Source organism: Haladaptatus sp. AB618 (assembly GCF_024136965.1).
In the GTDB taxonomy this organism is placed as follows: Archaea; Halobacteriota; Halobacteria; order Halobacteriales; family Haladaptataceae; genus Haladaptatus.
This window is the reverse complement of record NZ_JAMYJX010000013.1, coordinates 36702-57787: the sequence shown is the minus strand read 5'-3', so window position 1 is coordinate 57787 and position 21086 is coordinate 36702. Positions and strand designations below refer to the sequence as shown.

The window sequence follows — 21086 nt, the reverse complement described above, 5'->3', positions numbered from 1 at the left end:
TCACACAGCAATTAGAAGACGAGTGGGGAGTGTTTTCTAATTGAAATCTAAGTCTAGAAAGTCGCTAGAAGAAACGTCGGAAACACGGGGGGTGTGGGTGTTCTCTGTATAGAGTCTCCACTAGAGGATAACGTCGGAAACACGGGGGGAGGGAGTGAAAAATGAATTCCTTCGATGAGATTTCGGGAACATCGGAAAAGAGGGGGGAGAACTGGTTCAAACTTCGGAAACAAGGTTATGATATATAAATGGAAAGTAGATCGAAATACAGCCCAAGAACGCTTAAATCGGGTAGAAACATCGGAACAAAGGGGAGAACAGATGACTATACGTCGGAAACGTAGTTCAATACAATCCACTGCAAATACGCCTCCAAATGCGTTGCAACGCCGATAATCACAATAATTAACGTCGGAAAGGAGGCTCCATAATATCATAGGAGGTATATGTGAGTTGTTACAAATAGTTGGTGTATGAACCAGTCTCGTGGTAACGAGCCAAACCAATCCCAGCTACGAACAGATGGTGGTGAGGGGTTCGACGTTGCTCGTGAAATTTTCGAGCAAGAAGATAACATCTTTTCAAATAAGGGCTTGCTCGAAATCGATCACGTCCCAAGTGCCGACCGGATCGTCGGCCGAGATGACGAAATTCGAATGTTAGCGGAAGAACTGCGAAGTGCCGTCAATGGGCACTCACCTGAAAACGTAATTATCTACGGGAAAACGGGAACAGGGAAATCACTGGTTTCGCGCCACGTCACAACCCGTGCAAAGGAGTTAGCGAAAGACGGGGTCAGTATTGGCACAGCATACGTCGATTGTTCAACCCATAGCACCGAGACACAAGCAGTTTCGACCCTTGCACGCCATTACAACCAACCGGATGTAACACAGCTTCGAGTTCCTGAAACTGGTCTCTCTACTGCTGCCTACTATGAGCGACTCTGGACAGTCTTGGATTCCCAATATGACGTTGCCATCATCATCCTCGACGAAGCAGATTTGATGACTGACGATAGCATATTGATGAAACTGTCTAGAGCCGGTGAATCCGGTAGCACATCCTGTCGTATCGGAGTTATCGCGATCAGTAACAAGATCGAATGGGCAGATGATCTGAACGAACGAGTAAAGTCGAGTCTGCAGCCAAAGGAGATGGCCTTCCAACCGTATGACGCCACTCAGTTGGAGCAGATCATGGAAAACCGGAAAGACGCATTCCAATCCGATGTATTAACGAGCGACGTTATCCCGCTCTGTGCGGCTTTTGCGGCTCAGGACTTCGGTGATGCACGAAAGGCAATTGACATCCTTCGTCATTCGGGCAATTTAGCATATAAGCAGGATGCAGAGCAGGTAACTGAAGCGCATGTCCGAGAGGCGCGTACTGAAGCAGAAAAGGATCGCTTCAAGGAACTTATCGAGGGGGTTCCACAACAAGCAAAAGCAGTGCTCTTAGCACTCTCTATTCTCACAAACAACTCGGCACAAGACGAATTCGCCACACAACTCGTCTACCGCCAGTATTCGAATATTTGCAGGACAATCGATTTAGACACACTCTCCGAGCGGCGCTTCCGTGATATCTTGAAAGAGCAAGCATTTCTCGGCCTTATCGACATCCAAAAGGAGAATCGAGGTCGTTCCGGTGGCATCAATCTCCTCAATCGGCTTGTCGAAGATTCTGACCTCGTGTACGATATCCTTATCGACGATAACCGATTTTCCGAACTGAATGATAATCTCGACCAACGCCGTGTCCAAGACTGGTGAACCTGAACCTCTCTGTGCACAGTAGTTCCGAACGTCAAAATCTGTGTGTGGAGTACCTCTTCAAGTAGTGTGAACACTAGATACTAGTCACAAAATCGACTCCTAAAAATCATCTCTTTAAATACATCGTGGCTTTTTGCTTTAGCTTGCTTCCGTAGGAGACTCAAGACACTCTACAACTGGTGTGTGACCACAACCATTTCCGATGGATGGATACGCAAGCAACGGAATTACACCGAACCGTCACCACTCCGCGACGCTGCCGTCATCGTGTCGCCAGACCGGGTTGTGCCAGTCGTCGTGACCGGCGCGCTCGCGCAGGGTTTCCTCGTCCGGTTCGACGCCCAAACCGGGGGCGTCGGGGAGCGAGACGTACCCGTCCTCGTAGTCGAAGACGCTGGGGTCGGCCAGATAATCGAGCACGTCGCCGCCCTCGTTGTAGTGGATGTCGAGGCTCTGTTCCTGAATCAACGCGTTCGGCGAGCAGGCATCGACCTGTAGACAGGACGCGAGTGCGACCGGGCCGAGCGGACAGTGTGGCGCGAGCGCCACGTCGTAGGCCTCGGCCATCGACGCGATTTTGTGCGTTTCCGTGATTCCGCCCGCGTGCGAGAGGTCGGGTTGAATCACGTCCACTGCGCCCGATTCGAACACCTCCTTGAAATCCCAACGGGAGTACATCCGCTCGCCCGTCGCGATCGGAATCGACGTGTGAGCCGCGAGTTGTGGGAGGAACTCGTTCTGTTCCGGAAGCACCGGTTCCTCGATGAAGAACGGGTCGTGCGGTTCGAGGACGTCGGCGAGTCGCTTCGCCATCGACTTCGCCACGCGCCCGTGGAAATCGACGCCGATGTCCACGTCCGGGCCGACTTCCTCTCGAACCGTCTCCAGTCGCTCGCCGACCGAATCGACCGCCGCGGGCGTGTCGATTCGACGGAGTTCGGGCGTCGCGTTCATCTTCAGCGCCGTGAATCCGGCATCCACCTTCTCGCGAGCGGCCTCGGCGACGCCCGCCGGGCGGTCGCCGCCGACCCACTGGTAGACGCGTACCCGGTCGCGGACCGGGCCGCCGAGCAAGTCGTACACCGGCGCACCGAACGCCTTTCCACGGATGTCCCACAGCGCTTGGTCGATCCCCGCGATGGCGCTCATCAGAACGGGACCGCCGCGGTAGAATCCGCCACGATACAGCCGTTGCCAGTGATCCTCGACCGGCATCGGATCCTCGCCGACCAAGTAGTCGTCCATCAGTTCCTCGACTGCGCCGCGGACCGTCTTCACACGACCCTCGACGACGGGTTCACCCCAACCGACGAGTCCATCACTCGTCTCGATTCGAAGGAACAGCCAACGCGGCGGGACGGCGAACAGTTCGTAGTCCGTAATTCGCATGCCGGACTGTTGTCGCGGGCGGTGGTAGTGATTTTGGGTCGCGACAGACACCGCGATCCGGCGGTGGTAATCGCCGTCTGTCGGACGGGGCCCCCGGACGACCGCGAACGGAACCGTTCAACACGTCGCGGCGGATACCGTCGGAGAACGGATGAACGCGTTTTGCTCGTGGAGCGGCGGCAAGGATAGCAGTCTGGCGTGGCATTTGGCGCTGGACGAGTACGACGTCTCGCGGTTCGTCACGATGATGGTCGACGGAGGGGACGACCGCGATGCCGGGTCGTACCACGAACTCGTCCAGCGACAGGCCCGCAGTGTCGGGACGACGCTCGTGCAACGACGGGTGACGTGGGAGACGTACGAAGTACAGTTCGAACACGTCCTCGAATCGCTCGACGAGGAGTACGGCGTGTTCGGAACCGTGGACGTCGATGCCGATAGGGAATGGGTCGAATCGATCTGTGACAACACCGGCATGACCCCGGTGTTTCCGCTCTGGGGTCGGGAACCGACCGCGACCTACCGGACGTTCCTGGACAGGGGATTCGAGGCCCGCGTCGCGAAACTCGATTCGACGGAGATCGACGAGCGATGGCTCGGACGGCCGCTCGACGAGACGTTTCTGAACCACCTGCACGAACGCGGTGTTCACCCGTTGGGCGAAGGAGGGGAGTACCACACCGTTACGGTCGATGGGCCGCCGTTCGAAACGCGGATCGACCTCGAACTCGTCGGCTCGAAGCGACAAGGCGACGACATCGTCGCGACGTTCGAGCTCGAACGGGGGGACACACGAGATAGCCAAACGTAAAGCGCTCGCCTTCGATACGCGAACCATGGACGAATTCGAGAGCCTCAAAGGCTTTTACGACCGCTACCCGGAGGAGTGGGCGGCGTGGCGCGAACTCGTGGACACCGTCGAGGCGACGGCCCGCGAGTTCGGGTTCCGCGAGATCGACGCGCCGAGCGTCGAACCCACCGACCTCTTTCGGGTGAAGTCGGGCGACGAAATCGTGGAACAGACCTACAGCTTCGAGGACAAGGGCGGACGCGAAGTCACGCTCATCCCCGAACAGACGCCGACCCGTTCGCGGTTGGTCCAACAGCGAAAGGACCTCGGCACGCCGATCAAGTGGTTCGACACCTCGAAACGCTGGCGCTACGAGGCGGTCCAGAAGGGACGCGACCGCGAGTTCTTCCAGACCGACATCGACATTTTCGGCGTCGAATCGGTCGAGGCGGACGCGGAGATCATCGCCTGTGCGGCCACCATCTACGAGAAACTCGATGTCGCCGACTCGGTGGAGTTCAGGCTGAACGACCGACAACTGCTGGATGCCTTACTCAACGCGATGGACGTGGAGGGAAGTAAGGACGTAATGCGCGTCATCGACAAGAAGGAAAAGATCAGCCGCGAGGAGTTCCTCGACAACCTCGAACTCGAAGGCGTGGACCGCGAAACCGCCGAGGAGATCGACGAACTCACCGCCATCAGTGGAGACATGGAGAGCGCACTGGTCGAACTCTCGAACAAAGCACCCGAGGGCGATGGGGCTGACGACGCGATCGACCGCATGCACGACCTCTACGACGTGCTTTCGGCCTACGGCGTCGAGTCGATGTGTACCTTCGACCTCTCCATTGTGCGCGGGATGGACTACTACACCGGTCTCGTCTTCGAGGCGTTTTCGACCGAGAGCGACCTCCGCGCGCTGTTCGGCGGCGGCAGATACGACCACCTCATCGAGCAGTTCGGGAGCCGCGAGGTTCCGGCAATCGGGTTCGCGTTCGGCTACTCCACGACGATGCAGTTGTTGAAGGAACTGGACCAGTGGCCCGACGAGGCACTGTCGACCGACGCCTACGTGTTGACGATTTCCGATTCCGTGCGCGAAATCGGGATGGAGTACGCGAAGGGACTGCGTGCGGAAGGGCTAACCGTCGAAACCGACCTGACCGGTCGGAGCGTCGGCGAGCAGTTCGGCTACGCCGACCGCATCAACGCAGCGTACACCGTCGTCGTCGGTGAACGAGACCTGAACGAGGGCGTCGTCACGGTCCAAAACATGGACTCCGGCGAGGAAGAACAGGTACCGAAGGACGAGGTCATCTCGGAAGTCCTCGATCGACTGTAGGGTCGTTTCCCTCTTTTTATTTGTCCGGGAATCGACCGACAGCGCTGTCCGATGGTGATGGCGTCAGCGATTCCAAATATTCACTACCAAGTTATACCACTTGAGAATTGATATGGTAGCATGGCGTTCAGTGACCATCTCCTCACGAAGGGGAGCGACCTGTGGGAGGAGCAGAAAGCACATCCATTCGTCGTCGAACTGGCGAACGGAACGCTCGAAGCGGATGCGTTCCGTCATTGGGTAGAGCAGGATTATCGCTACCTGCTCGATTACGCTCGCGTGTTCGCCGTCGCCGGCTGCAAAGCACGTGACGAGGCGACGATGACCCACGCGTTCGATGTCGCACACACGATTCTTGCGGACGAAATGGAGTTACATCGCTCGTTCGCCGCCGACTACGGAATTTCCCGTGCCGAACTCGAAGCGGTTCAAAAAACGCCGACGTGTCTCGCGTACACGAACTACCTGTTGCGAACGGCCTACGAGAGAACACTCGCCGAACTCGCAGCGGCCGTCTACCCGTGCGGTCAGGGATATCTCGACGTCGCGGAGCACATGGCAACCATCGCGGACGGAGAGCACCGATACACGCCGTTCATCGAGAAGTATACGAGCGACGAATTTCGTGACTCCGTCGCATGGATGCGAACGTTCGTGGACCGACAAGCGGACGAATCACCGGGAATGCATGATGCGATGGAGAATGCGTTTTTGACGAGTACGCGCCTCGAAACGGCATTTTGGGGAATGGCGTATGACGGAGAAACGTGGTAGCGTTCTGGGGATAGAACCATCAAAACTAGCAAAACCGACAAAAATAGAAAATCCATCAAAGCTGTCAAAACCGTCAAAACCATCAAAACCACCAGATGCGCCAAAACGGGGTAGTCACCTTGGCGGTTTACTTTCACTTAGCTGTAGTTCCGTATGCGGCCGAAAACGGACGATAGCGGAGGTAAACGTCACGAACGAATGAGGAATTACTTTCACCATGGATAAGGCTCGAAGTTTTTTGAAGAATGGTCGTATGCCAGCGTATGGGTATCCACGACATCGACGGCCCGATCACGAAGTGGCGCTACACGTGCCCGAACGGCCACACCAGTTGGGAGACGACGAACAGCCATTTCTGGTGTCACCAGTGTAGTCGGCTCCCCGGAATGGACGCCGAATTTTGGAAGCTACATGATAGAAAGACGGGCGAGCGCCTCGCGCGCGAGAAGGTGAGTATCCATGGCTAAATCCGAGTGGCAGAACACGGGCGATACCGTTCGACGTGGCGTGTGGAATCGGCACACGGACTCGAAGCGCTACTGCCGAAACCCTGATTGTGGAAACGAACACGTCGATCCTTCGTTCGCACGGACGATGGGGACCGAGGACGGCATCGTCTATGCCTGTCCCAAGTGTACCCGTTGGGCGACGCTAAAACGTGGTGCCGCCGCGGATCCGACGATCGAACATCGTGTCGATAGGGAATGGCGTTGACGCCGTCGAGTTCCGGCTTTGGCACCCACACGCTTCACTCGTAGGACGAGTCGAGTTCACTCGGATGAGAACAACGGCTTTTCGGTGGTTCCCGTCGTTTCGAACGCGGAAATCCGCAGGGGTTTGCGCGACTGTCATCCTACGTCTGTCCACGAATTTCGTTTCCACGATAGCGGGCGACGAGAGCCACCCGTCACTCGAAATCGATACCCGTGATCTCGAACTTCGAGCCACCCGTACCGCCCTCGTAAACCTCGATTTCCCAGCCGTGTGCTTCGACGATCTGTTGAACGATGGAGAGACCGAGACCGGTTCCGTTGTCCGTCGTGTAGCCGCTTTTGAACACTAGTTCGCGCTCGTCCGGATCGATTCCGGGACCGTCATCGACGACACAGACGCCGTTCGGAGTGCGTTTGACGTGAACCGTAACGTCCCGGCTGACGTGCTCGATGGCGTTTCGAAACAGGTTTTCGAAAACCTGACTCAACCTGTCGATATCGGCCGAGATCTCACCCTCGACGTTCTCCAACACGAGGGTTGCCTCGGGCGGAGCGATACGCGACCACGCGTTCTCGACGATATCGTAAAACTTGGTGATTTCCTTGTCGTTGAGTGCGTCGGGTTTGCGTGCGAGGTCCAGCATTTCGTTTATCATTCGCTCCATTCGGTCGAGCGCACCACGAACCTCATCGAACGCGTCCTCCGAGTCTTCCATCTCCGCGACACGAAGATATCCCTGTGCGATTCCGAGTGGATTACGAAGTTCGTGAGCAAGCATGCTAGCGAACTCGTCGAGACGTTCGTTCTGCCGCTGGAGTTCCTGCTTTCGCCGCTTGTGCTCGGTGACATCTCGGATGATACCGATGATTTCGGGAATCTCCTCGTCGAACCGCATCAGAGTGGTATTGATTTCCGCATATCGTGTTTCCCCATCCGGCGTCATGTACGTCACCGAGTAGGGCGAAGGGTCAGGATTTCGCCCTTGGCCACGCATGTCGGCGGCGAGCCTGTCGAGCGAATCATTGGGGAACGCGTCGATACTCTCCAACCGTTCGCCAAGCACGGTCGATCGAGTGAGTCCTGAGACACGGCAAAACGCGTCGTTGACTGCCTCGATTCTGCCATCAGCATCGAGAACGAAGACTGGGTCGGGGGCGGTCTGAAACAACGTTCGAAACCGCTCTTCGCTCTGTTCTTTCTCCCGCTCGATTTCGACCGATAGTCGTCGACGTTCGAGCAACCCATCCAATCGTGCCTGCAAGACTGCCTTCTCGATAGGTGTCGTGATGGCTTCGTCGACTCCCTGCCACACTTCCGGTGTCCGTGCGGGGGACGTCGTCGACGTGACGAGCAGATAGGGGAGAAACGTGGGAAGTGCGGCTTCCTTTCTGCGTTCGAGTTCATCACGATGTCGGCTGAACGATGCCTCGTCGACGATACAGAGGTCAAACGACACATCGAGACCGTTCTCCGGAAGAACGACTTCGTATTCGGACGTGAGCCAGTCGGCCAACAGTCGACGGTTCCGTCGATGATCGATGAGCAACAGAACACTCCCCTTCGAAACGGACTCGGTCTCCTGTGCTGTCCTATTTTCGCTCATGGTTGTCGTTTCCAGCTGGACGTCAACGAACGAGATCGGTGGAGGGTGGAGAGTAGTGAATGAGCGACGGACGAAACGACCCATAGTTGTGTCCAAGAGGGAAGCATGATAGACATCCTCTTCCTGTCAGATTTGGGATCATTATTCATAATTCTATCGAATAATCCAACACGGCATCTCTTTAACGAAAACCGTCAGTTTTTCGTCTCCGATGCGTCGTTCTGCTTTGCGGACTCCATCAACTTGGAGCCGGATCTGTTACGGTTGTGGAACTCCGCGCGGAGGTCATCGTCGTCCAAATCCATTGCCGTGGACGAAAGTTCGTTTCGAAGCGATGCCAACTGTGTTTCGAGAGCGACGTAATCCTCGTTTTGCGAGAGTTCGTTCGCTTCCTTTCGATCCTCCAACGCGGCCCGTTTCGACGACAGCGAGAGAAACTGCTGTACCTGTGAGTCGTACGCCGAGCGGGTTTCGAGTGAGGAGACGATCTCTCGAAGTTGCTCCGGATCGGAAACCGGTTTGCAGATGTAATCGTCGAATCCGAGTTCAAGGATGTCGAAATCGGGTTCGACCGCAGTTACCATCGCAACTCGACAATCGATCGATAGCTCACGGATTTTGTCGAGGACTTCCTGACCGGAGTAGTCCGGCATCCGACGATCTAGGAGGACGATATCGACGGAATCGTCGATTTTATCTAGCGCTTCAGTCCCGTTGTACGCCTTCCTAACGTCGTAGGAATCTTCAAGCCACCGAGCATGCAAGTCCGTGATCGCATGCTCATCGTCAGCAATGAGAACAGTTGGCTCGTCAGACATTGGTTACGTGGTGTTTCACTGCCATTGCTATATCAAACGTAGCGATATCAATTATACGTTGGCAGTGACTTCGAATATAATGCATGAACTACACTCACTTGTCTTGCAATCAATAGACGGATGGACTCCATTTTGATAAAAGCTTTTCGATAATAGCGCCGAAGATGGGAGAAAACGGCGGGAGGAGGCACCGATAGCTACAATATTGCCGACACCATGCATGGGATAGAGAGATGAGCGTTTTGACCGAGTTCGTCGTGCCAGCAGAGGAGTTCATCCTCCACGAGACACTGCGACGAGTTTCCGCGATTCATGTCGAGATCGAGCGCGTCGTTGCGGACAGCGAATATGTAACTCCGTACTTCTGGGCGAGTGGAGAGACGTTCGAATCGTTCGAACGTGCAATTGAAGACGACATAACTGTCGAATCACTGACTGTTCTGGAAGAGCACGACGACGAACGATTTTACCGAGTTTCATGGCGCCAGCGTACTGGAACGGTCGGTCACGCCGTCTCGAAACTGAAAGCCAGTATCCTCGAAGCGACCAGCGATGGAAAGGATTGGTTTCTCAAACTGCTGTTTCCAAGTGAATCGTCACTGACGGAGTTTCACGACTACTGTGAAAACTACGATCTCTCGTTTCAGTTGACCCGACTCTACGAATCTCGACACCCGAACGCGTTCGGGAAATATGAAGTGACGCCGAAACAACGAGAAGCCCTCGTGACTGCGCTCGATTCCGGTTACTTCAACGTTCCCCGCGAGGTAACGTTGGAACACGTCGCTGGCGAACTCGATATCTCACCGAACGCACTTTCGACGCGATTGCGGCGCGGGTACGCAAATCTTATCACGAACACGTTACGTCACGAAGGGTAACCCTGCATTTGCAAGCCAATACTTTTTGATAACCGGGTCGCTAATAAAGGATGGTAATAGTCACACACTGGCTTTAGGGTAGGCTGATGTATGACTTAAAACGAACACGGGTTGTCGGTAACAACTCGCAGGTATGAACGACGATAGACGGGTACGAAACATCGGGGTAAGCACGTATTTACCTCCATGTCTATCCACGTCACTTCGAAGATATCCTCGACAGTTACACCGAAAAAACCGGAACGACAATATTTGGGCCCTACAATTCACGAATCGGATACTGTCAAAGATATCATCGCTTCGACAATTGGAAATGCAAACGTATATCAGAGGATAGTGTAGGAGAACAATACATTGATATCATGCCGCAGTGCATTTAATATGATAGATACTATCCAGAATATAGAAGTGAAAGAATATATTGAGAAATGGAATAAATGAACGTTCGCAAGATAGAAGAAGACCTTCAAGGAGCGTCAAACGTTCTCGTCCTTGCCCCCCTCACCCCTGATGGCAACCGGGCGCACATGGAGCTTGTAGCTTCGATGCGGCCCAAAAATCTCAGTTTGGCAACCGTTACCTACACGCAGCCACCGGGACAGTGGCTCGAAGATTGGCAACGGAGTGTCGGGGCACCACCACGGGAAGTACGGTTCATCCATGCGAGTGGAATGGCCCAGTCCGAGACGTATGACGAACAGACTCCCGATTACGTGACGACGGAGGTCGTTGACCCGACCGACCCGATGGAGATCATCGTTCCATTGAGTGACCGTCTGAAGGAGTGGACGGACGGAGAAACGCAACCAGTAGTATCAGTACAAACCCTAACAGTTCTCCTCGAATACGTCGATTTTGATACTGCATTTCGCTATCTCCACATACTTACACACCGAATACAAGCTGCAGGAGCGGTCGGATATTTCCAGATGGATCCCGATATCCACGATCCAGAAACCACGAATACCCTAAAAACGCTGTTCGACGTCGTCGTCGAGGTTTCCGACAGCGGTGCCGATTGGACGACCACACCTACCTACACTCCGAGCACGGAAACGGCTGAAACGACCGAAGCCGAGGACGAAACCGAGCAAGCGGAACAACCATCGACTGGCCCACTGTCGTCCATTCGAACGATCCTTTCCGGCCTGTTCGACCGAAAGAAGCCGGAACTGGAAAAGGAGGAACCCGCCACCGAAACCAGTGTCGAGGAACCGGCCGAAAGCGAAGAGGAGAGTACGGAGACGGTCCAGCCACCGATCGGGAGTTTAGCGGACGAGGAGATGCTGACCGACGAAGAACGGATCCGTTCCCTTCTCATTCAGTACGGCGGTCGAATGAAACAGGCGGATATCACGACCGAAACGTCGTGGTCCAAGTCGACCGTTAGCAGGAAGCTTTCGAAGATGGAGGAAAACGACGAGATAACACGGGTCCAAATCGGACGGGGGAATCTCGTCTTCCTCAATGGTTCCGAACCGGAAGCATCGAAATCCCCGTTCGAAGCTTAATCCTCATCGACGGCGAACGTACTGGCGATGAGTTGCCTGGTTGCTCGTCGTAGCTGTTGTGAAATCGCCGACGTCGAGACGTCGAGTTCTGCCGCGAGTTCGCCTTGTGAGATTCCCCGAGGAACGTTGTAATAGCCCGATCGATAGGCAGTGAGAACGGTGTCTCGCTGACGTTCGGTCAACCGTGTACTGTCGGTATCCGTATTCGAATCCGAATCGTACAGTTGACGGACGTGGAACGTAGTGCCGATTTCCAGACACGCTTTTCGAAGATCGATGAGGGACTCGCGCGACAGGAGTTGGATTCGAACGACCCACCCTCCGTTTCCGCTCTGGATATCGAGCGTCCGAATTCCCAGGTCGCTGGCCGTCGGAAGGAGCGGGATCGTATCCGGTGATGGTCGAATTCGGTACGTTCGTCGGTCAGCAGACGTCGAAAAAAGGGTTGCTTCGCTTACGGTCGTGTCAATCTCGAGGGAGCGTTCGAACGACGAAAAATCGTTCCCAAAGACGGACATGAAGTGAAACGAACCGTCGGATACCGGTGTTCCCTCGATCTGAACCGACAGTTCGGAGATCGATTCGAGTGTTGGAACGAGAACGAGACGTTCATGAGAAATGAAAATCTCGGCGAGGAGGGTTTGCGGAGCGGAAGTAGACGAAGAATCATCCTGCATACTGGCCTCCGACGAATCGTTTAGCTCATTGGGTATCTTGTCGGAATTGGATGCGCCATGTGCCATTGTCGAGGAATCAAATCCGGTTGTGGTATTACGTTACCTGGGTTTAAACTTTAGGGAACAAAATGAACGCGAAAGGAAGATATTCGAAATCGTATCGGAAGGCATCCTTTCGTAATTGAATTAAATCTCGAATTATTTCTTGAATTGTTTCTAAGAAGGTATGGAACTGAACACGAGGGAGATAGGAGTCATGAGCGCTAACGACCCTCGCGGCCGGATATTGTCACACCCCGCCTCCGTGCTGGGCGTATCTTTCTACGTCTTATCGCCTGATTACTATAGAGAGGTTAACCGAAACCGTTCGCCGAGAGTGATTTGATGGGAAAATGGGCGTAAAAAAAGAGCCGAGGGATACCGTTCACAATTGTTTCAACAGACATTTCGGACGACGATAGAGACCAATTCAAAGATAATACGACCGATAATTCAAAAATATATTCCGACAATAATCCCCAGACAGGTGGATGAAGAACACAGAACCCCGCGGGAAATGTCTTCATAGAGCCTCAATCACCATTTTTAATCCTCTAACAGCCATGATGACTATCGAGATACGTGTTATTACCTCCACAAATAATAGAAGCAACAGATATGGTTATCTTACATATTATAGGGTCGTTAACTGAACTAACAATCTATCACAACCGTTCGCAACAAATCGGGAGAACATTATTGGTTTATTACCCATTCTAGCGATAATTCATCCGTCATGAGCGCTACTGAAGTCCAGGCGGACAACGGAAGCACGTGTATTGCATCAGATGTGAGTCCTAAACCGGAACTTTCGAAGGATAAAATCTTCCATCTCCTCCAGACCCCTCGACGGCGTCACGTGCTCCGTTATCTCAAAGACAATGACGGAATCGTCGAGATGCGTGATCTTGCGGAGCAGGTCGCAGCGTGGGAGAACGAGACGACGGTCCAGGCGCTCACCTCGGACGAGCGTCAGCGTGTGTACATCCCCCTTTACCAGTCCCACCTTCCCAAACTCGACGAGGAAGGGATCATCGAATACAATCAAAGTAGGGGAACGATCGAGCGAACGGAGCTGGCGGATCAACTCGACCGGTACCTTACCGTCGAAACGCAAACGGAAGACGACGAAGAATCGATCCAACAACCGTCGTGGGAGTCGTACTATCTGGGTGTCTCGGTGCTCAGTACCATTCTCCTTGTGGGAACGGTTCTCGGCGCCCCAATACTCGCAGCATTACCTGGCGTAGCGATCGGTGGGAGTATCGTTGCGATGTTCTCACTCGTAACGCTCGCACAAGCGATGTCAGAACGGGCGCGCGGACGATAACGGAGACCTATTCGACGATACTTCGGAGGTACAGAAGCTATCAGTTAGCGTGTGACGTCAGTTGCTCTTCTTTCGTAGTCATATTGTCAGTAATGCCACTGATGAGCGCAAAGATGGCTTCCTGGTGGTCAGTTTTTGAATGATGTATCGATGTCGGGTTGACACCGATCCGTTCGTACTCAGAAAAGTCAAGGGTTCGATCGTTTCGTTCCTCGTACTGGGCCCGTACCTCCGCAATCAGTCCGTGAATGTGAATCAACTCTTGCTTCTTCATATCATAGCCACATGATGACTCAGCACATATATTATCTTGGGCCATTTTTGGACGGATTTTTCGGGAATAACCGTTTAGAAACCGGACAACAGTGATGAATGTTTGTCAAGATTGAGGAACTGTCAAATTCAAAAACACAGGGGGACGCCCATTTTCACTGCGCAAGACGAGCATTATCATGCACTTAACTAATACCCCATAGACATAACATCGAGTCGAACATGTACGACCTGACTGGCTTCCAGCGAGACCTGTTGTACGTCATCAACGGGTTGACCGAACCACACGGCCTCGCCATCAAAGAAGAACTCGAAGACTACTACGAGAAGGACATTCACCACGGGCGTCTGTACCCCAACCTCGACACCCTCGTGGACAAAGGACTAGTCGAGAAAGGACAAGTCGACCGCCGAACGAACTACTACACCCTTACTCGACGTGGTCAGCGGGAGATCGAAGCACGACGGGAGTGGGAAGCACAGTACGTTGGCGAGAAAGAAGCAGCAGAACTCGCAGACTGACGGCACCGCCTTTTTCCGTCCGTTGTAGTCCGTTTGTACTTAAAGTACGGAACTACTAACGCATACCTTTTGGAGGGTTCTTTTCATATCCTCACCAGATGGCCATCGGACTGCAACGGGAGCGGAGATAATGCCGAGAAATCACGACGTATCGAACCGAGTCGACGCTATCGAACGATGTGCATACTGCAAAGATTACGTCCCAGTAACGCGCATCGAAATGGAATTACAAGAGCAAGAAGCGTATCTTCGAGCGAGCGTAGACATCTGTGAGAACTGCTTAGACGAATTACGCTGAGAGGGGATGAAAACGAGACAGTTCGCGTTGCTCCCGACTATCGTCACGTTGCATGGAAATCACACGGAGAGGGAGTGGCTAACTGACACGAGCCAAAATGCAGCTAGCACACATGCGACCACTGCGATGCTGGGAACGAGAGTAAAAAGGGGAAAGTGAAACGTCGCGCCGATTAGTAAGAACGATCCGAGCGAGGAGACACAGAGGTAATACGTATCCCATCGGTGTTCATCACCATCGGTCTCGATGTCCGATGACTCCTCGACGGACAAATACCGTTCTAACTCAGCTGCTAGCGGGGCCTTTCTGACGATACCGCGATCTTTGTTGTACTCGATGACGCCCTCTTCGTCGAGTTTGGGAAGGTGGGACTGATAGAGGGGAATATAGGCACGTTGACGCTCATCCGAGGTGAGCGCCTGGACCGTCGTCTCGTTCTCCCACGCCGCGACTTGCTCCGCAAGGTCACGCATCTCGACCGGACCTTCCGTCTCGCGGAGATATCGAATCGCGGCACGACGCCGTCGACTCTGAAGGATGTGGAACACGTCGTCCGTCGAGATTTCCCCCTCGATTACCGATTCCCCATCTGAAGCCCGGTCATCGATACTAATCGAAGGTCGCTCCGTCGTGCTCATGACTAGTATAACCAGAATCTGGCGAGATAATAAACCGACGACGCCCTCCCATACCGTTTCAAACTGTTTCAAACGGTAAAAAATATCGAAACTGCACGGAACGGCATTCCGAGTTTATATGGGGGATGTACGTAGCACTGAATGAAATGAGCCAGGCAAACCACATACCCGCCTGGGCAGCATCTCCCGAGGAGTTCGAACGAACTCTCGAAGTCCTCGTTTCCACAGCACGTGAAAACGGCGTCCAACTCGACCGCTCGTGGACGTTCCGTCATGACGAGCCCGAATATGACGATGTGATGGTGGAAATAACGAGCCTCGCCCCGCGCCCTGAACTAGCCGATCCAACTCCAAACCAACCGAGCGTCTCCAAGAATACGACCACCGCCGACTTCGAGGTAGCTCTCAACGAGTTGCTCATGAAGGGACAGGAAGCAGGAATGGCGTTCGACCGTTCCTGGACGTTCCGCGACTCGAACCCCGAAAGCAACGATACGATGGTCGAGATCTCTCGATTAGCAAAACCTAGCTGCTAACCCTATTCTCGTTTTATACACCATAGATAATATACACATTACCCAGAATACGTCGCCGTCTTCGTGTTTCCGGGACAGAGATGTCAGAAGGAACCGAAAGTCACCTATGAGGTGCCATCCGGGGATTTAAATGTTCGCATTGAGTATAGAACATTGATGAAACGGTCCACTCGCCAACGGGAGCGCCGCGCGGAGCAAACCGAAACCGAGGAGGAGGGGGTCAAAGGATGTCCCGAGTGCGGGTCGAAAAACCTCGTCAATAGTGCGGACCAGTCCGAACTCGTCTGTGATGACTGTGGATTGGTCGTCGAAGAAGACCACGTCGACCGCGGGCCGGAGTGGCGCGCGTTCAATCACAGCGAGCGACAGAGCAAGTCGCGCGTCGGTGCACCGACCACGCAGACGATGCACGACAAAGGGCTGACGACGACCATCGACTGGAAGAACCAGGACGCGTATGGTCGGTCGCTGTCGTCGGAAAAGCGCAGTCAGATGCACCGACTGCGAAAGTGGCAAGAACGCATTCGAACGAAAGACGCGGGCGAGCGCAACTTGCAGTTCGCGCTGTCCGAAATCGACCGAATGGCATCCGCGCTGGGTGTTCCACGGTCGGTACGCGAGGTCGCGTCGGTTATCTACCGGCGTGCATTGGCCGAAGACCTGATTCGCGGACGCTCCATCGAAGGCGTCGCAACGAGCACGCTGTATGCCGCATGTCGGCAGGAGGGTATCCCACGAAGCCTCGAAGAGGTTGCAGAGGTATCGCGGGTGGATCAGAAAGAAATCGGCCGAACATATCGGTACATCTCGCAGGAGCTCGGTCTCGAGATGAAGCCGGTCGACCCAAAGCAATACGTCCCCCGTTTCTGTTCCGATCTCGGTGTCAGTGAAGAAGTACAGTCGAAAGCGAACGAAATAATCGATACGACCGCAGAGCAGGGGCTCCTCTCGGGGAAATCCCCGACAGGCTACGCTGCTGCCGCGATTTACGCTGCCTCGCTTCTCTGCAACGAGAAGAAAACGCAGCGCGAAGTCGCCGACGTCGCGCAAGTGACGGAAGTGACGATCCGAAATCGATACCAAGAACAGATCGAAGCGCTCGGTATCCACTAAGCGTTTAAGCGCTTCAGACATCCAGCCCAATTTTTACTGCCCGCGGGAGTTTCCGACTAGTTGCGAGACAGGTCGGCTACATCGGGCACCCTGATTCCCGATGAGTATGAGATGTCAGGAGTCGTGTGAACGTCTGGCATTTAACATCTCCCTTGGGCGTGGCTGCTGGGGGAGAACACATATTGTTGGATTTTCTATTCGAATCGGGGCGGAACTTCTCCGTCACGTTTCGTCAGAATGGACCGTAAAACGCGGAGGTACGCTATCGAAGTTACGTCAAGTGGAAGGAAACGTTCGCCCGGAAGGAGAACTTTCGTAGGAGGATGGTGACACGAAGCGGGGTGCCAGCCCACTACCATCGCCTCCGGCAACGCTGAGCGAGTCGTTTACCGTAACGCACACAAGACGCCCACATGAGGGCGTACTAAACACGACGTCGATAGAGCACATTATTATCCACCAATTAAACGACAATAGAAGCATCAATACCAGTGATGGAAGGATGGTGAAGGAGTGTCAGAACCAATTATCAAAATAGATATTGATCAGTATCATTAAATATTTTGGAGTCTTTGTTGGGAATATGATTGATATTATTGAACTCGTCGAGGATAATCTCGAGTCGATGTTAAATTCCGGGGAGATAGAATGTCCGTCGGAGGACTGTGACAACCGGCACTTTCGGGTTGACATTTGGCAGGACGACGAACAGGGGATCGTCGGAGACGCCTGTTGCCGCGACTGTAATCTACAGATACGACTTGATTTGCCCGACAAGTCGATCAATGAGGCCGGATCCACGCTCGAAGAGTTGGGATCGGAATTACAACAGCCGACGCCATCTACAAGCGATCGAAAGCAGGTAGAGATCGTCGAATGACGCCAGAGGATAGTAACAGGTGTCCAAACGTTCATCGACGCGACGTCCGATAGATATTTGTCCGCTGCACAAAAATCACGGGTGTAAGAATCGGAGAAAGAGCAGTATTTGAGTATTGTGCCAAATATCTACAGACATAACTCAATAATCTTCGATCAATCGGATACTGTTAAATAATATTTGTAATAGGGGGGCATAAATATTGTCTGAAGTAGGAAGGTTTATAACCTCTGTCAAAGAATATCACACCATACTACCATGTCAGAGGCAGAAACGGTTAGTAACGTGGCGACCGCACGCGACCTCACCGCGTTTCAGCAAAACGTCCTGATAGTCCTCGCAGAAGAATCCCGATACGGCCTCGCTATCAAGCGCGAGCTCGAGGACTTCTACGATGAGGAAGTGAACCACGGCCGTCTATACCCCAACCTCGATACGCTTATCGAGCGTGGGCTGGTCGAGAAGAGCGAGCTCGACAAACGGACGAACGAGTATGCGATTACGGACGAAGGTATCGAGGTTCTCCTCGACTCGTTCGAATGGCGCTTCAAGAAGTTCATCACGAACGACGAGCGCGCGGAAAAGGTCAAATCGCTCCTCGAAGCGGCCCAATAACCTCCGACGGTCCCCGATCTTTTTAGAGTAGTACCGACGTGTAAGCGTTCACTCGAACTGCATAAGACGTTCTCTAATCTCTTCACCATCCACTCCGTCGAGTGCTTCGAGTCCGGCCTGTACGACCAGCGGATAGAAATGGCGGTTCTTCTCTAGTTCGTCGCCGACGGCTCGTTCGTACGCGAGATTGAGCTCCTTGTAGCGGAAGTCGAGCGTGGAACGTTGGTTCTCGGGGAGATACATGTAGGTGCCGACGCGAGTCGCTTTCACGCTCTCGGAGTCGCTCACAGCGGAAGAACCAGTGGTATCGTCCACGTTCCGCGTTTGGGAGGATTCGACCGATTCGTCGCTTGCGGACGCTTCGTTCGGTTCTGAGAGTTCGGATGATTCGGATGGTTTTGATGGTTCTGATGGTTCTGATGACTTTGATCGTTCGGACTGTGTGGACGATTCTTCGGAGTCTCCCTGTTGCTCGCGCTGTGCACGGCGACGACGCCGAAGACGGTCGGCACGGCTCTCGTCGCTCATGCGGTTACCTCCACTAACCCGAGTTGACGTTCGAGGTCCTCGGCGATAGAGAGGAAAACGGCGGCCATATCACACTCCTCCTCGAACTCGAAGATCGAACAGCCAGCCGAGAACGCACGTTGGAGGGTTACCCGTTTTCGAACCTCCCAAACGGGAATATCGGTGAACGCCTCATCGAACCACTTGAGCATCGAATCCGCCTCGTTGGTCGCCTCAACGCGATTGGCGACGACGCCGAGATCGCGAACCTGTGTATCGTACTCCGCCTCCAGTACCTCCATCTGGTCGAACAGGATTTCCAGCGCGCGTTTACTCGTCGATTCGGCAAGTGCGGGGATGAGCACGTTTTTAGCGGCGAGCAAGGCGTTGTCAGTGAGGTTTCCGAGATACGGTGGGCAATCGATGATAATGACATCGTAGTCGGTATCGAGCGCGTCAAGCACCTGTACGAGCCGCTCTCGGCCGCGCATTGCCATCGTCAGTTCGGGTTCGACGCTGGTCATATCGATATTGCTCGGAAGCACATCCATCTCCTCGTGGGCGACGATGAGCGAATCGACATCCCCGCGCACCTCGTGATCGGTCAACGCGTCGAACAGGGTCGGTGGTTGTGCCTCGTACTCCGATTCCAACCCTAGTCCTTCGGTCGCGTTCCCCTGTGGGTCAAGGTCCACAAACAGTACCTCATTCCCCCGATGACTCAACGCCCCAGCGACATTGATAGCCACCGTCGTCTTTCCCACCCCACCTTTCTGATTCGAGACGGCTATTTTGGCTGTATCGGACATACAAAATCGAAAAACCGTCCAAACCACATAAAACTGCGTCAGACATTCACAAAGGAAGCTCGGAAGACGGGTTACGGGCTCCAAAAGCCGAATATTCCGAATTGGAGGGAGAAGAGAGTACGAACGACACCCGTGAGCAAAACTAGCAAAGAGAGAAAAACCATCAAAACCGGTTTTGATGGTTCGTCTAGCAAAACCGGTTTGGCGCGATTGGTACTAACGGAGGGGCGGGCGAGGAACTCCGGAGTAGCTGTACGACGGCTTTAGACGGGACGCTGTCCCCGTTCGACAGCGATCATGAGCGTTCCGGCGGCGAGTACGACCACACCGATTGCGAGCAGCACAATTGGCCCGTCGAATCCAGGTATGTAGCTTTCGAAGAGTAGAGCAGCACCAATTACCAGTAAAGCCACCCCAGTCCAAAACCGTCGTGTTCGACCGAACATCCTGAACTAGTTCGAGAGGCATGTGCATAAAGAGAGTGGCAAAGAGTGGCAAAGTAACGGGAGAACGAGTTCGATCGTCAGCCAACAGAACCGACGAGTAGTGTCGAATGAGGGTATCGGAAACAACATATTTCGATCGACAAATGATAGTAACATGAAACGGCGGCAGTTCGTCGCAACGGTCGGTGCCACGGGGGTTGCTGGCTGTTCCGCGTTCAGTGTGGACGACGAGGTGAAAACACCGACATCCGGTCCGAAGGGGGGTAACGCGACAGTAGAGATGAAAACCAACGGGGATGGCAATTACTTCGACCCAGTCGGGTTGTATCTCGAGCCGGGAGACAGCGTGACGTTCATCACGAAAAGCGGTAACCACTCCGCAACGGCCTACCACAAAGGAAACATCTACGCCGAAACCAATCGGATTCCGAAGGAGCAGCTGCGTGGGGAAGCAAAGTCCTACAAAAGGGAGAATCATACGAGCACACGTTCGAGGCAGTGGGAACACACGACTACTACTGTATCCCGCATAAGACGCTCGGGATGATCGGACGAATCATCGTCGAAAAACCGGGTGGATCCGCCGAAGGAATCATGACCTCGGATGTGAAAGTACCAACGGGAGATACGATTCTCCGTAAAGGGTCAGTTTCTCACAGTGATTTCACGAAGTGAACCGCACATCGTGAGCGAGAGTTTGTGTACCCGACTAAAGTGTGAGAAATGAATAAGAGCGGTAGAACGCCCCCAGCGGGTTTTGAGCGTCATCGTATGAGAGGTTGTCTCAAGGAAATACTATA

Annotated in this window: 23 protein-coding genes; 15 read left to right on the top strand and 8 right to left on the bottom strand. The window is 53.9% G+C overall.

Translation table 11 applies throughout. From position 1 onward, the window contains the following. Nucleotides 1–473: 473 nt before the first annotated feature. The gene (locus NKF26_RS22845) at nt 474–1775 is read left to right on the top strand and encodes an orc1/cdc6 family replication initiation protein (protein ID WP_082837686.1); all 1302 of its coding nucleotides are present in this window, start codon (nt 474–476) and stop codon (nt 1773–1775) included. A gap of 243 nt (nt 1776–2018) precedes the next feature. Here NKF26_RS22845 and dgoD read toward each other — a convergent pair whose 3' ends face one another. Continuing rightward, nucleotides 2019–3167 (bottom strand): galactonate dehydratase, encoded by a 1149-nt coding sequence (gene dgoD, locus NKF26_RS22840; RefSeq protein ID WP_253229082.1) that lies wholly within the window; start codon nt 3165–3167, stop codon nt 2019–2021. 151 nt (nt 3168–3318) lie between these two features. On the opposite strand from dgoD, the gene NKF26_RS22835 reads away from it, so the two are divergent. The 5 genes from NKF26_RS22835 (at nt 3319) to NKF26_RS22815 (ending at nt 6790) form a co-directional block, all read left to right on the top strand. Next, nucleotides 3319–3978, top strand: coding sequence for a diphthine--ammonia ligase (locus NKF26_RS22835; protein WP_253234924.1), 660 nt, complete (start codon nt 3319–3321; stop codon nt 3976–3978). Nucleotides 3979–4003: 25 nt separating this feature from the next. After that, nucleotides 4004–5302 carry a histidine--tRNA ligase gene (hisS, locus tag NKF26_RS22830; RefSeq protein WP_253229084.1) on the top strand — a complete coding sequence of 433 codons (1299 nt, stop codon included), beginning with the start codon at nt 4004–4006 and terminating at the stop codon, nt 5300–5302. Nucleotides 5303–5422: 120 nt separating this feature from the next. Further along, the gene (gene tenA, locus NKF26_RS22825) at nt 5423–6076 is read left to right on the top strand and encodes a thiaminase II (protein ID WP_253229085.1); all 654 of its coding nucleotides are present in this window, start codon (nt 5423–5425) and stop codon (nt 6074–6076) included. A 263-nt stretch (nt 6077–6339) separates the two neighbouring features. Beyond that, a complete protein-coding gene (locus NKF26_RS22820) occupies nt 6340–6543 on the top strand; it encodes a hypothetical protein (RefSeq protein WP_253229086.1) in 204 nt (67 codons plus the stop codon). Then, complete coding sequence (locus NKF26_RS22815) at nt 6536–6790, top strand: hypothetical protein (RefSeq protein ID WP_253229087.1); 255 nt, start codon at nt 6536–6538, stop codon at nt 6788–6790. The genes NKF26_RS22820 and NKF26_RS22815 overlap by 8 nt, the downstream gene beginning before the upstream one ends. Before the next feature lie 193 nt (nt 6791–6983). Here the strand turns inward: NKF26_RS22815 and NKF26_RS22810 are convergent, their stop codons facing one another. Next, a complete protein-coding gene (locus NKF26_RS22810) occupies nt 6984–8393 on the bottom strand; it encodes a PAS domain S-box protein (protein ID WP_253229088.1) in 1410 nt (469 codons plus the stop codon). A 194-nt stretch (nt 8394–8587) separates the two neighbouring features. After that, entirely contained in the window at nt 8588–9211 is a 624-nt protein-coding gene (locus NKF26_RS22805) for a response regulator transcription factor (RefSeq protein WP_253229089.1), read from the bottom strand. Between the two features lie 233 nt (nt 9212–9444). On the opposite strand from NKF26_RS22805, the gene NKF26_RS22800 reads away from it, so the two are divergent. Further along, complete coding sequence (locus tag NKF26_RS22800; RefSeq protein ID WP_253229090.1) at nt 9445–10092, top strand: helix-turn-helix domain-containing protein; 648 nt, start codon at nt 9445–9447, stop codon at nt 10090–10092. A 929-nt stretch (nt 10093–11021) separates the two neighbouring features. Then, nucleotides 11022–11603, top strand: a complete 582-nt coding sequence (locus tag NKF26_RS22795) for a hypothetical protein (protein ID WP_253229091.1) — start codon at nt 11022–11024, stop codon at nt 11601–11603. Here the strand turns inward: NKF26_RS22795 and NKF26_RS22790 are convergent. Continuing rightward, nucleotides 11600–12280, bottom strand: coding sequence for a helix-turn-helix domain-containing protein (locus tag NKF26_RS22790; RefSeq protein ID WP_253229092.1), 681 nt, complete (start codon nt 12278–12280; stop codon nt 11600–11602). The two genes, NKF26_RS22795 and NKF26_RS22790, sit on opposite strands and share 4 nt — an antisense overlap. Nucleotides 12281–13217: 937 nt before the next feature. Between NKF26_RS22790 and NKF26_RS22785 the strand changes: the two genes are divergently transcribed. Then, nucleotides 13218–13649, top strand: a complete 432-nt coding sequence (locus NKF26_RS22785; protein WP_253229093.1) for a hypothetical protein — start codon at nt 13218–13220, stop codon at nt 13647–13649. 40 nt (nt 13650–13689) lie between these two features. Here NKF26_RS22785 and NKF26_RS22780 read toward each other — a convergent pair whose 3' ends face one another. Then, nucleotides 13690–13923 carry a UPF0058 family protein gene (locus tag NKF26_RS22780; protein ID WP_253234923.1) on the bottom strand — a complete coding sequence of 78 codons (234 nt, stop codon included), beginning with the start codon at nt 13921–13923 and terminating at the stop codon, nt 13690–13692. Nucleotides 13924–14144: 221 nt separating this feature from the next. Here NKF26_RS22780 and NKF26_RS22775 point away from each other — a divergent pair, with 221 nt between their 5' ends. Further along, on the top strand, nt 14145–14444 hold the full coding sequence (locus tag NKF26_RS22775) for a PadR family transcriptional regulator (RefSeq protein ID WP_066139052.1): 300 nt from the start codon (nt 14145–14147) through the stop codon (nt 14442–14444). A gap of 357 nt (nt 14445–14801) precedes the next feature. Here the strand turns inward: NKF26_RS22775 and NKF26_RS22770 are convergent, their stop codons facing one another. Then, nucleotides 14802–15380: a hypothetical protein gene (locus tag NKF26_RS22770; RefSeq protein WP_253234922.1), complete on the bottom strand. Its 579-nt coding sequence runs from the start codon at nt 15378–15380 to the stop codon at nt 14802–14804. A 125-nt stretch (nt 15381–15505) separates the two neighbouring features. On the opposite strand from NKF26_RS22770, the gene NKF26_RS22765 reads away from it, so the two are divergent. The 3 genes from NKF26_RS22765 to NKF26_RS22755 all read left to right on the top strand — a co-directional run bounded on the left by NKF26_RS22765 (nt 15506) and on the right by NKF26_RS22755 (nt 18524). Then, the gene (locus NKF26_RS22765; protein ID WP_253234921.1) at nt 15506–15916 is read left to right on the top strand and encodes a hypothetical protein; all 411 of its coding nucleotides are present in this window, start codon (nt 15506–15508) and stop codon (nt 15914–15916) included. A gap of 156 nt (nt 15917–16072) precedes the next feature. Beyond that, nucleotides 16073–17029 (top strand): transcription initiation factor IIB family protein, encoded by a 957-nt coding sequence (locus NKF26_RS22760; protein WP_066139049.1) that lies wholly within the window; start codon nt 16073–16075, stop codon nt 17027–17029. A gap of 1138 nt (nt 17030–18167) precedes the next feature. Beyond that, nucleotides 18168–18524 (top strand): PadR family transcriptional regulator, encoded by a 357-nt coding sequence (locus NKF26_RS22755; RefSeq protein ID WP_253229097.1) that lies wholly within the window; start codon nt 18168–18170, stop codon nt 18522–18524. Nucleotides 18525–18572: 48 nt separating this feature from the next. On the opposite strand, the gene NKF26_RS22750 is transcribed toward NKF26_RS22755, so the two are convergent. Then, entirely contained in the window at nt 18573–19052 is a 480-nt protein-coding gene (locus tag NKF26_RS22750) for a hypothetical protein (RefSeq protein ID WP_253234920.1), read from the bottom strand. Next, nucleotides 19049–19840 (bottom strand): ParA family protein, encoded by a 792-nt coding sequence (locus NKF26_RS22745; protein ID WP_253229099.1) that lies wholly within the window; start codon nt 19838–19840, stop codon nt 19049–19051. Before NKF26_RS22745 ends, NKF26_RS22750 begins: the two co-directional genes overlap by 4 nt. Nucleotides 19841–20440: 600 nt before the next feature. Here NKF26_RS22745 and NKF26_RS22740 point away from each other — a divergent pair. Beyond that, nucleotides 20441–20833 carry a hypothetical protein gene (locus NKF26_RS22740; protein ID WP_253229127.1) on the top strand — a complete coding sequence of 131 codons (393 nt, stop codon included), beginning with the start codon at nt 20441–20443 and terminating at the stop codon, nt 20831–20833. Continuing rightward, nucleotides 20785–20961 carry a hypothetical protein gene (locus NKF26_RS22735; protein ID WP_253229100.1) on the top strand — a complete coding sequence of 59 codons (177 nt, stop codon included), beginning with the start codon at nt 20785–20787 and terminating at the stop codon, nt 20959–20961. The genes NKF26_RS22740 and NKF26_RS22735 overlap by 49 nt, the downstream gene beginning before the upstream one ends. Nucleotides 20962–21086: the final 125 nt, after the last annotated feature.

Coding starts and splice junctions, on each gene's coding strand:
- NKF26_RS22795 (WP_253229091.1), top strand. CDS start 11,022: ATGGATCCCGATATCCACGATCCAGAAACCACGAATACCCTAAAAACG.
- NKF26_RS22805 (WP_253229089.1), bottom strand. CDS start 9,211: ATGTCTGACGAGCCAACTGTTCTCATTGCTGACGATGAGCATGCGATC.
- tenA (WP_253229085.1), top strand. CDS start 5,423: ATGGCGTTCAGTGACCATCTCCTCACGAAGGGGAGCGACCTGTGGGAG.
- NKF26_RS22750 (WP_253234920.1), bottom strand. CDS start 19,052: ATGAGCGACGAGAGCCGTGCCGACCGTCTTCGGCGTCGTCGCCGTGCA.
- NKF26_RS22770 (WP_253234922.1), bottom strand. CDS start 15,380: ATGAGCACGACGGAGCGACCTTCGATTAGTATCGATGACCGGGCTTCA.
- NKF26_RS22755 (WP_253229097.1), top strand. CDS start 18,168: ATGTCAGAGGCAGAAACGGTTAGTAACGTGGCGACCGCACGCGACCTC.
- NKF26_RS22760 (WP_066139049.1), top strand. CDS start 16,073: ATGAAACGGTCCACTCGCCAACGGGAGCGCCGCGCGGAGCAAACCGAA.
- NKF26_RS22835 (WP_253234924.1), top strand. CDS start 3,319: ATGAACGCGTTTTGCTCGTGGAGCGGCGGCAAGGATAGCAGTCTGGCG.
- dgoD (WP_253229082.1), bottom strand. CDS start 3,167: ATGCGAATTACGGACTACGAACTGTTCGCCGTCCCGCCGCGTTGGCTG.
- NKF26_RS22765 (WP_253234921.1), top strand. CDS start 15,506: ATGTACGTAGCACTGAATGAAATGAGCCAGGCAAACCACATACCCGCC.
- NKF26_RS22810 (WP_253229088.1), bottom strand. CDS start 8,393: ATGAGCGAAAATAGGACAGCACAGGAGACCGAGTCCGTTTCGAAGGGG.
- NKF26_RS22820 (WP_253229086.1), top strand. CDS start 6,340: ATGGGTATCCACGACATCGACGGCCCGATCACGAAGTGGCGCTACACG.
- NKF26_RS22845 (WP_082837686.1), top strand. CDS start 474: ATGAACCAGTCTCGTGGTAACGAGCCAAACCAATCCCAGCTACGAACA.
- NKF26_RS22780 (WP_253234923.1), bottom strand. CDS start 13,923: ATGAAGAAGCAAGAGTTGATTCACATTCACGGACTGATTGCGGAGGTA.
- NKF26_RS22815 (WP_253229087.1), top strand. CDS start 6,536: ATGGCTAAATCCGAGTGGCAGAACACGGGCGATACCGTTCGACGTGGC.
- NKF26_RS22785 (WP_253229093.1), top strand. CDS start 13,218: ATGCGTGATCTTGCGGAGCAGGTCGCAGCGTGGGAGAACGAGACGACG.
- NKF26_RS22800 (WP_253229090.1), top strand. CDS start 9,445: ATGAGCGTTTTGACCGAGTTCGTCGTGCCAGCAGAGGAGTTCATCCTC.
- NKF26_RS22775 (WP_066139052.1), top strand. CDS start 14,145: ATGTACGACCTGACTGGCTTCCAGCGAGACCTGTTGTACGTCATCAAC.
- NKF26_RS22790 (WP_253229092.1), bottom strand. CDS start 12,280: ATGCAGGATGATTCTTCGTCTACTTCCGCTCCGCAAACCCTCCTCGCC.
- NKF26_RS22740 (WP_253229127.1), top strand. CDS start 20,441: ATGAAACGGCGGCAGTTCGTCGCAACGGTCGGTGCCACGGGGGTTGCT.
- hisS (WP_253229084.1), top strand. CDS start 4,004: ATGGACGAATTCGAGAGCCTCAAAGGCTTTTACGACCGCTACCCGGAG.
- NKF26_RS22745 (WP_253229099.1), bottom strand. CDS start 19,840: ATGTCCGATACAGCCAAAATAGCCGTCTCGAATCAGAAAGGTGGGGTG.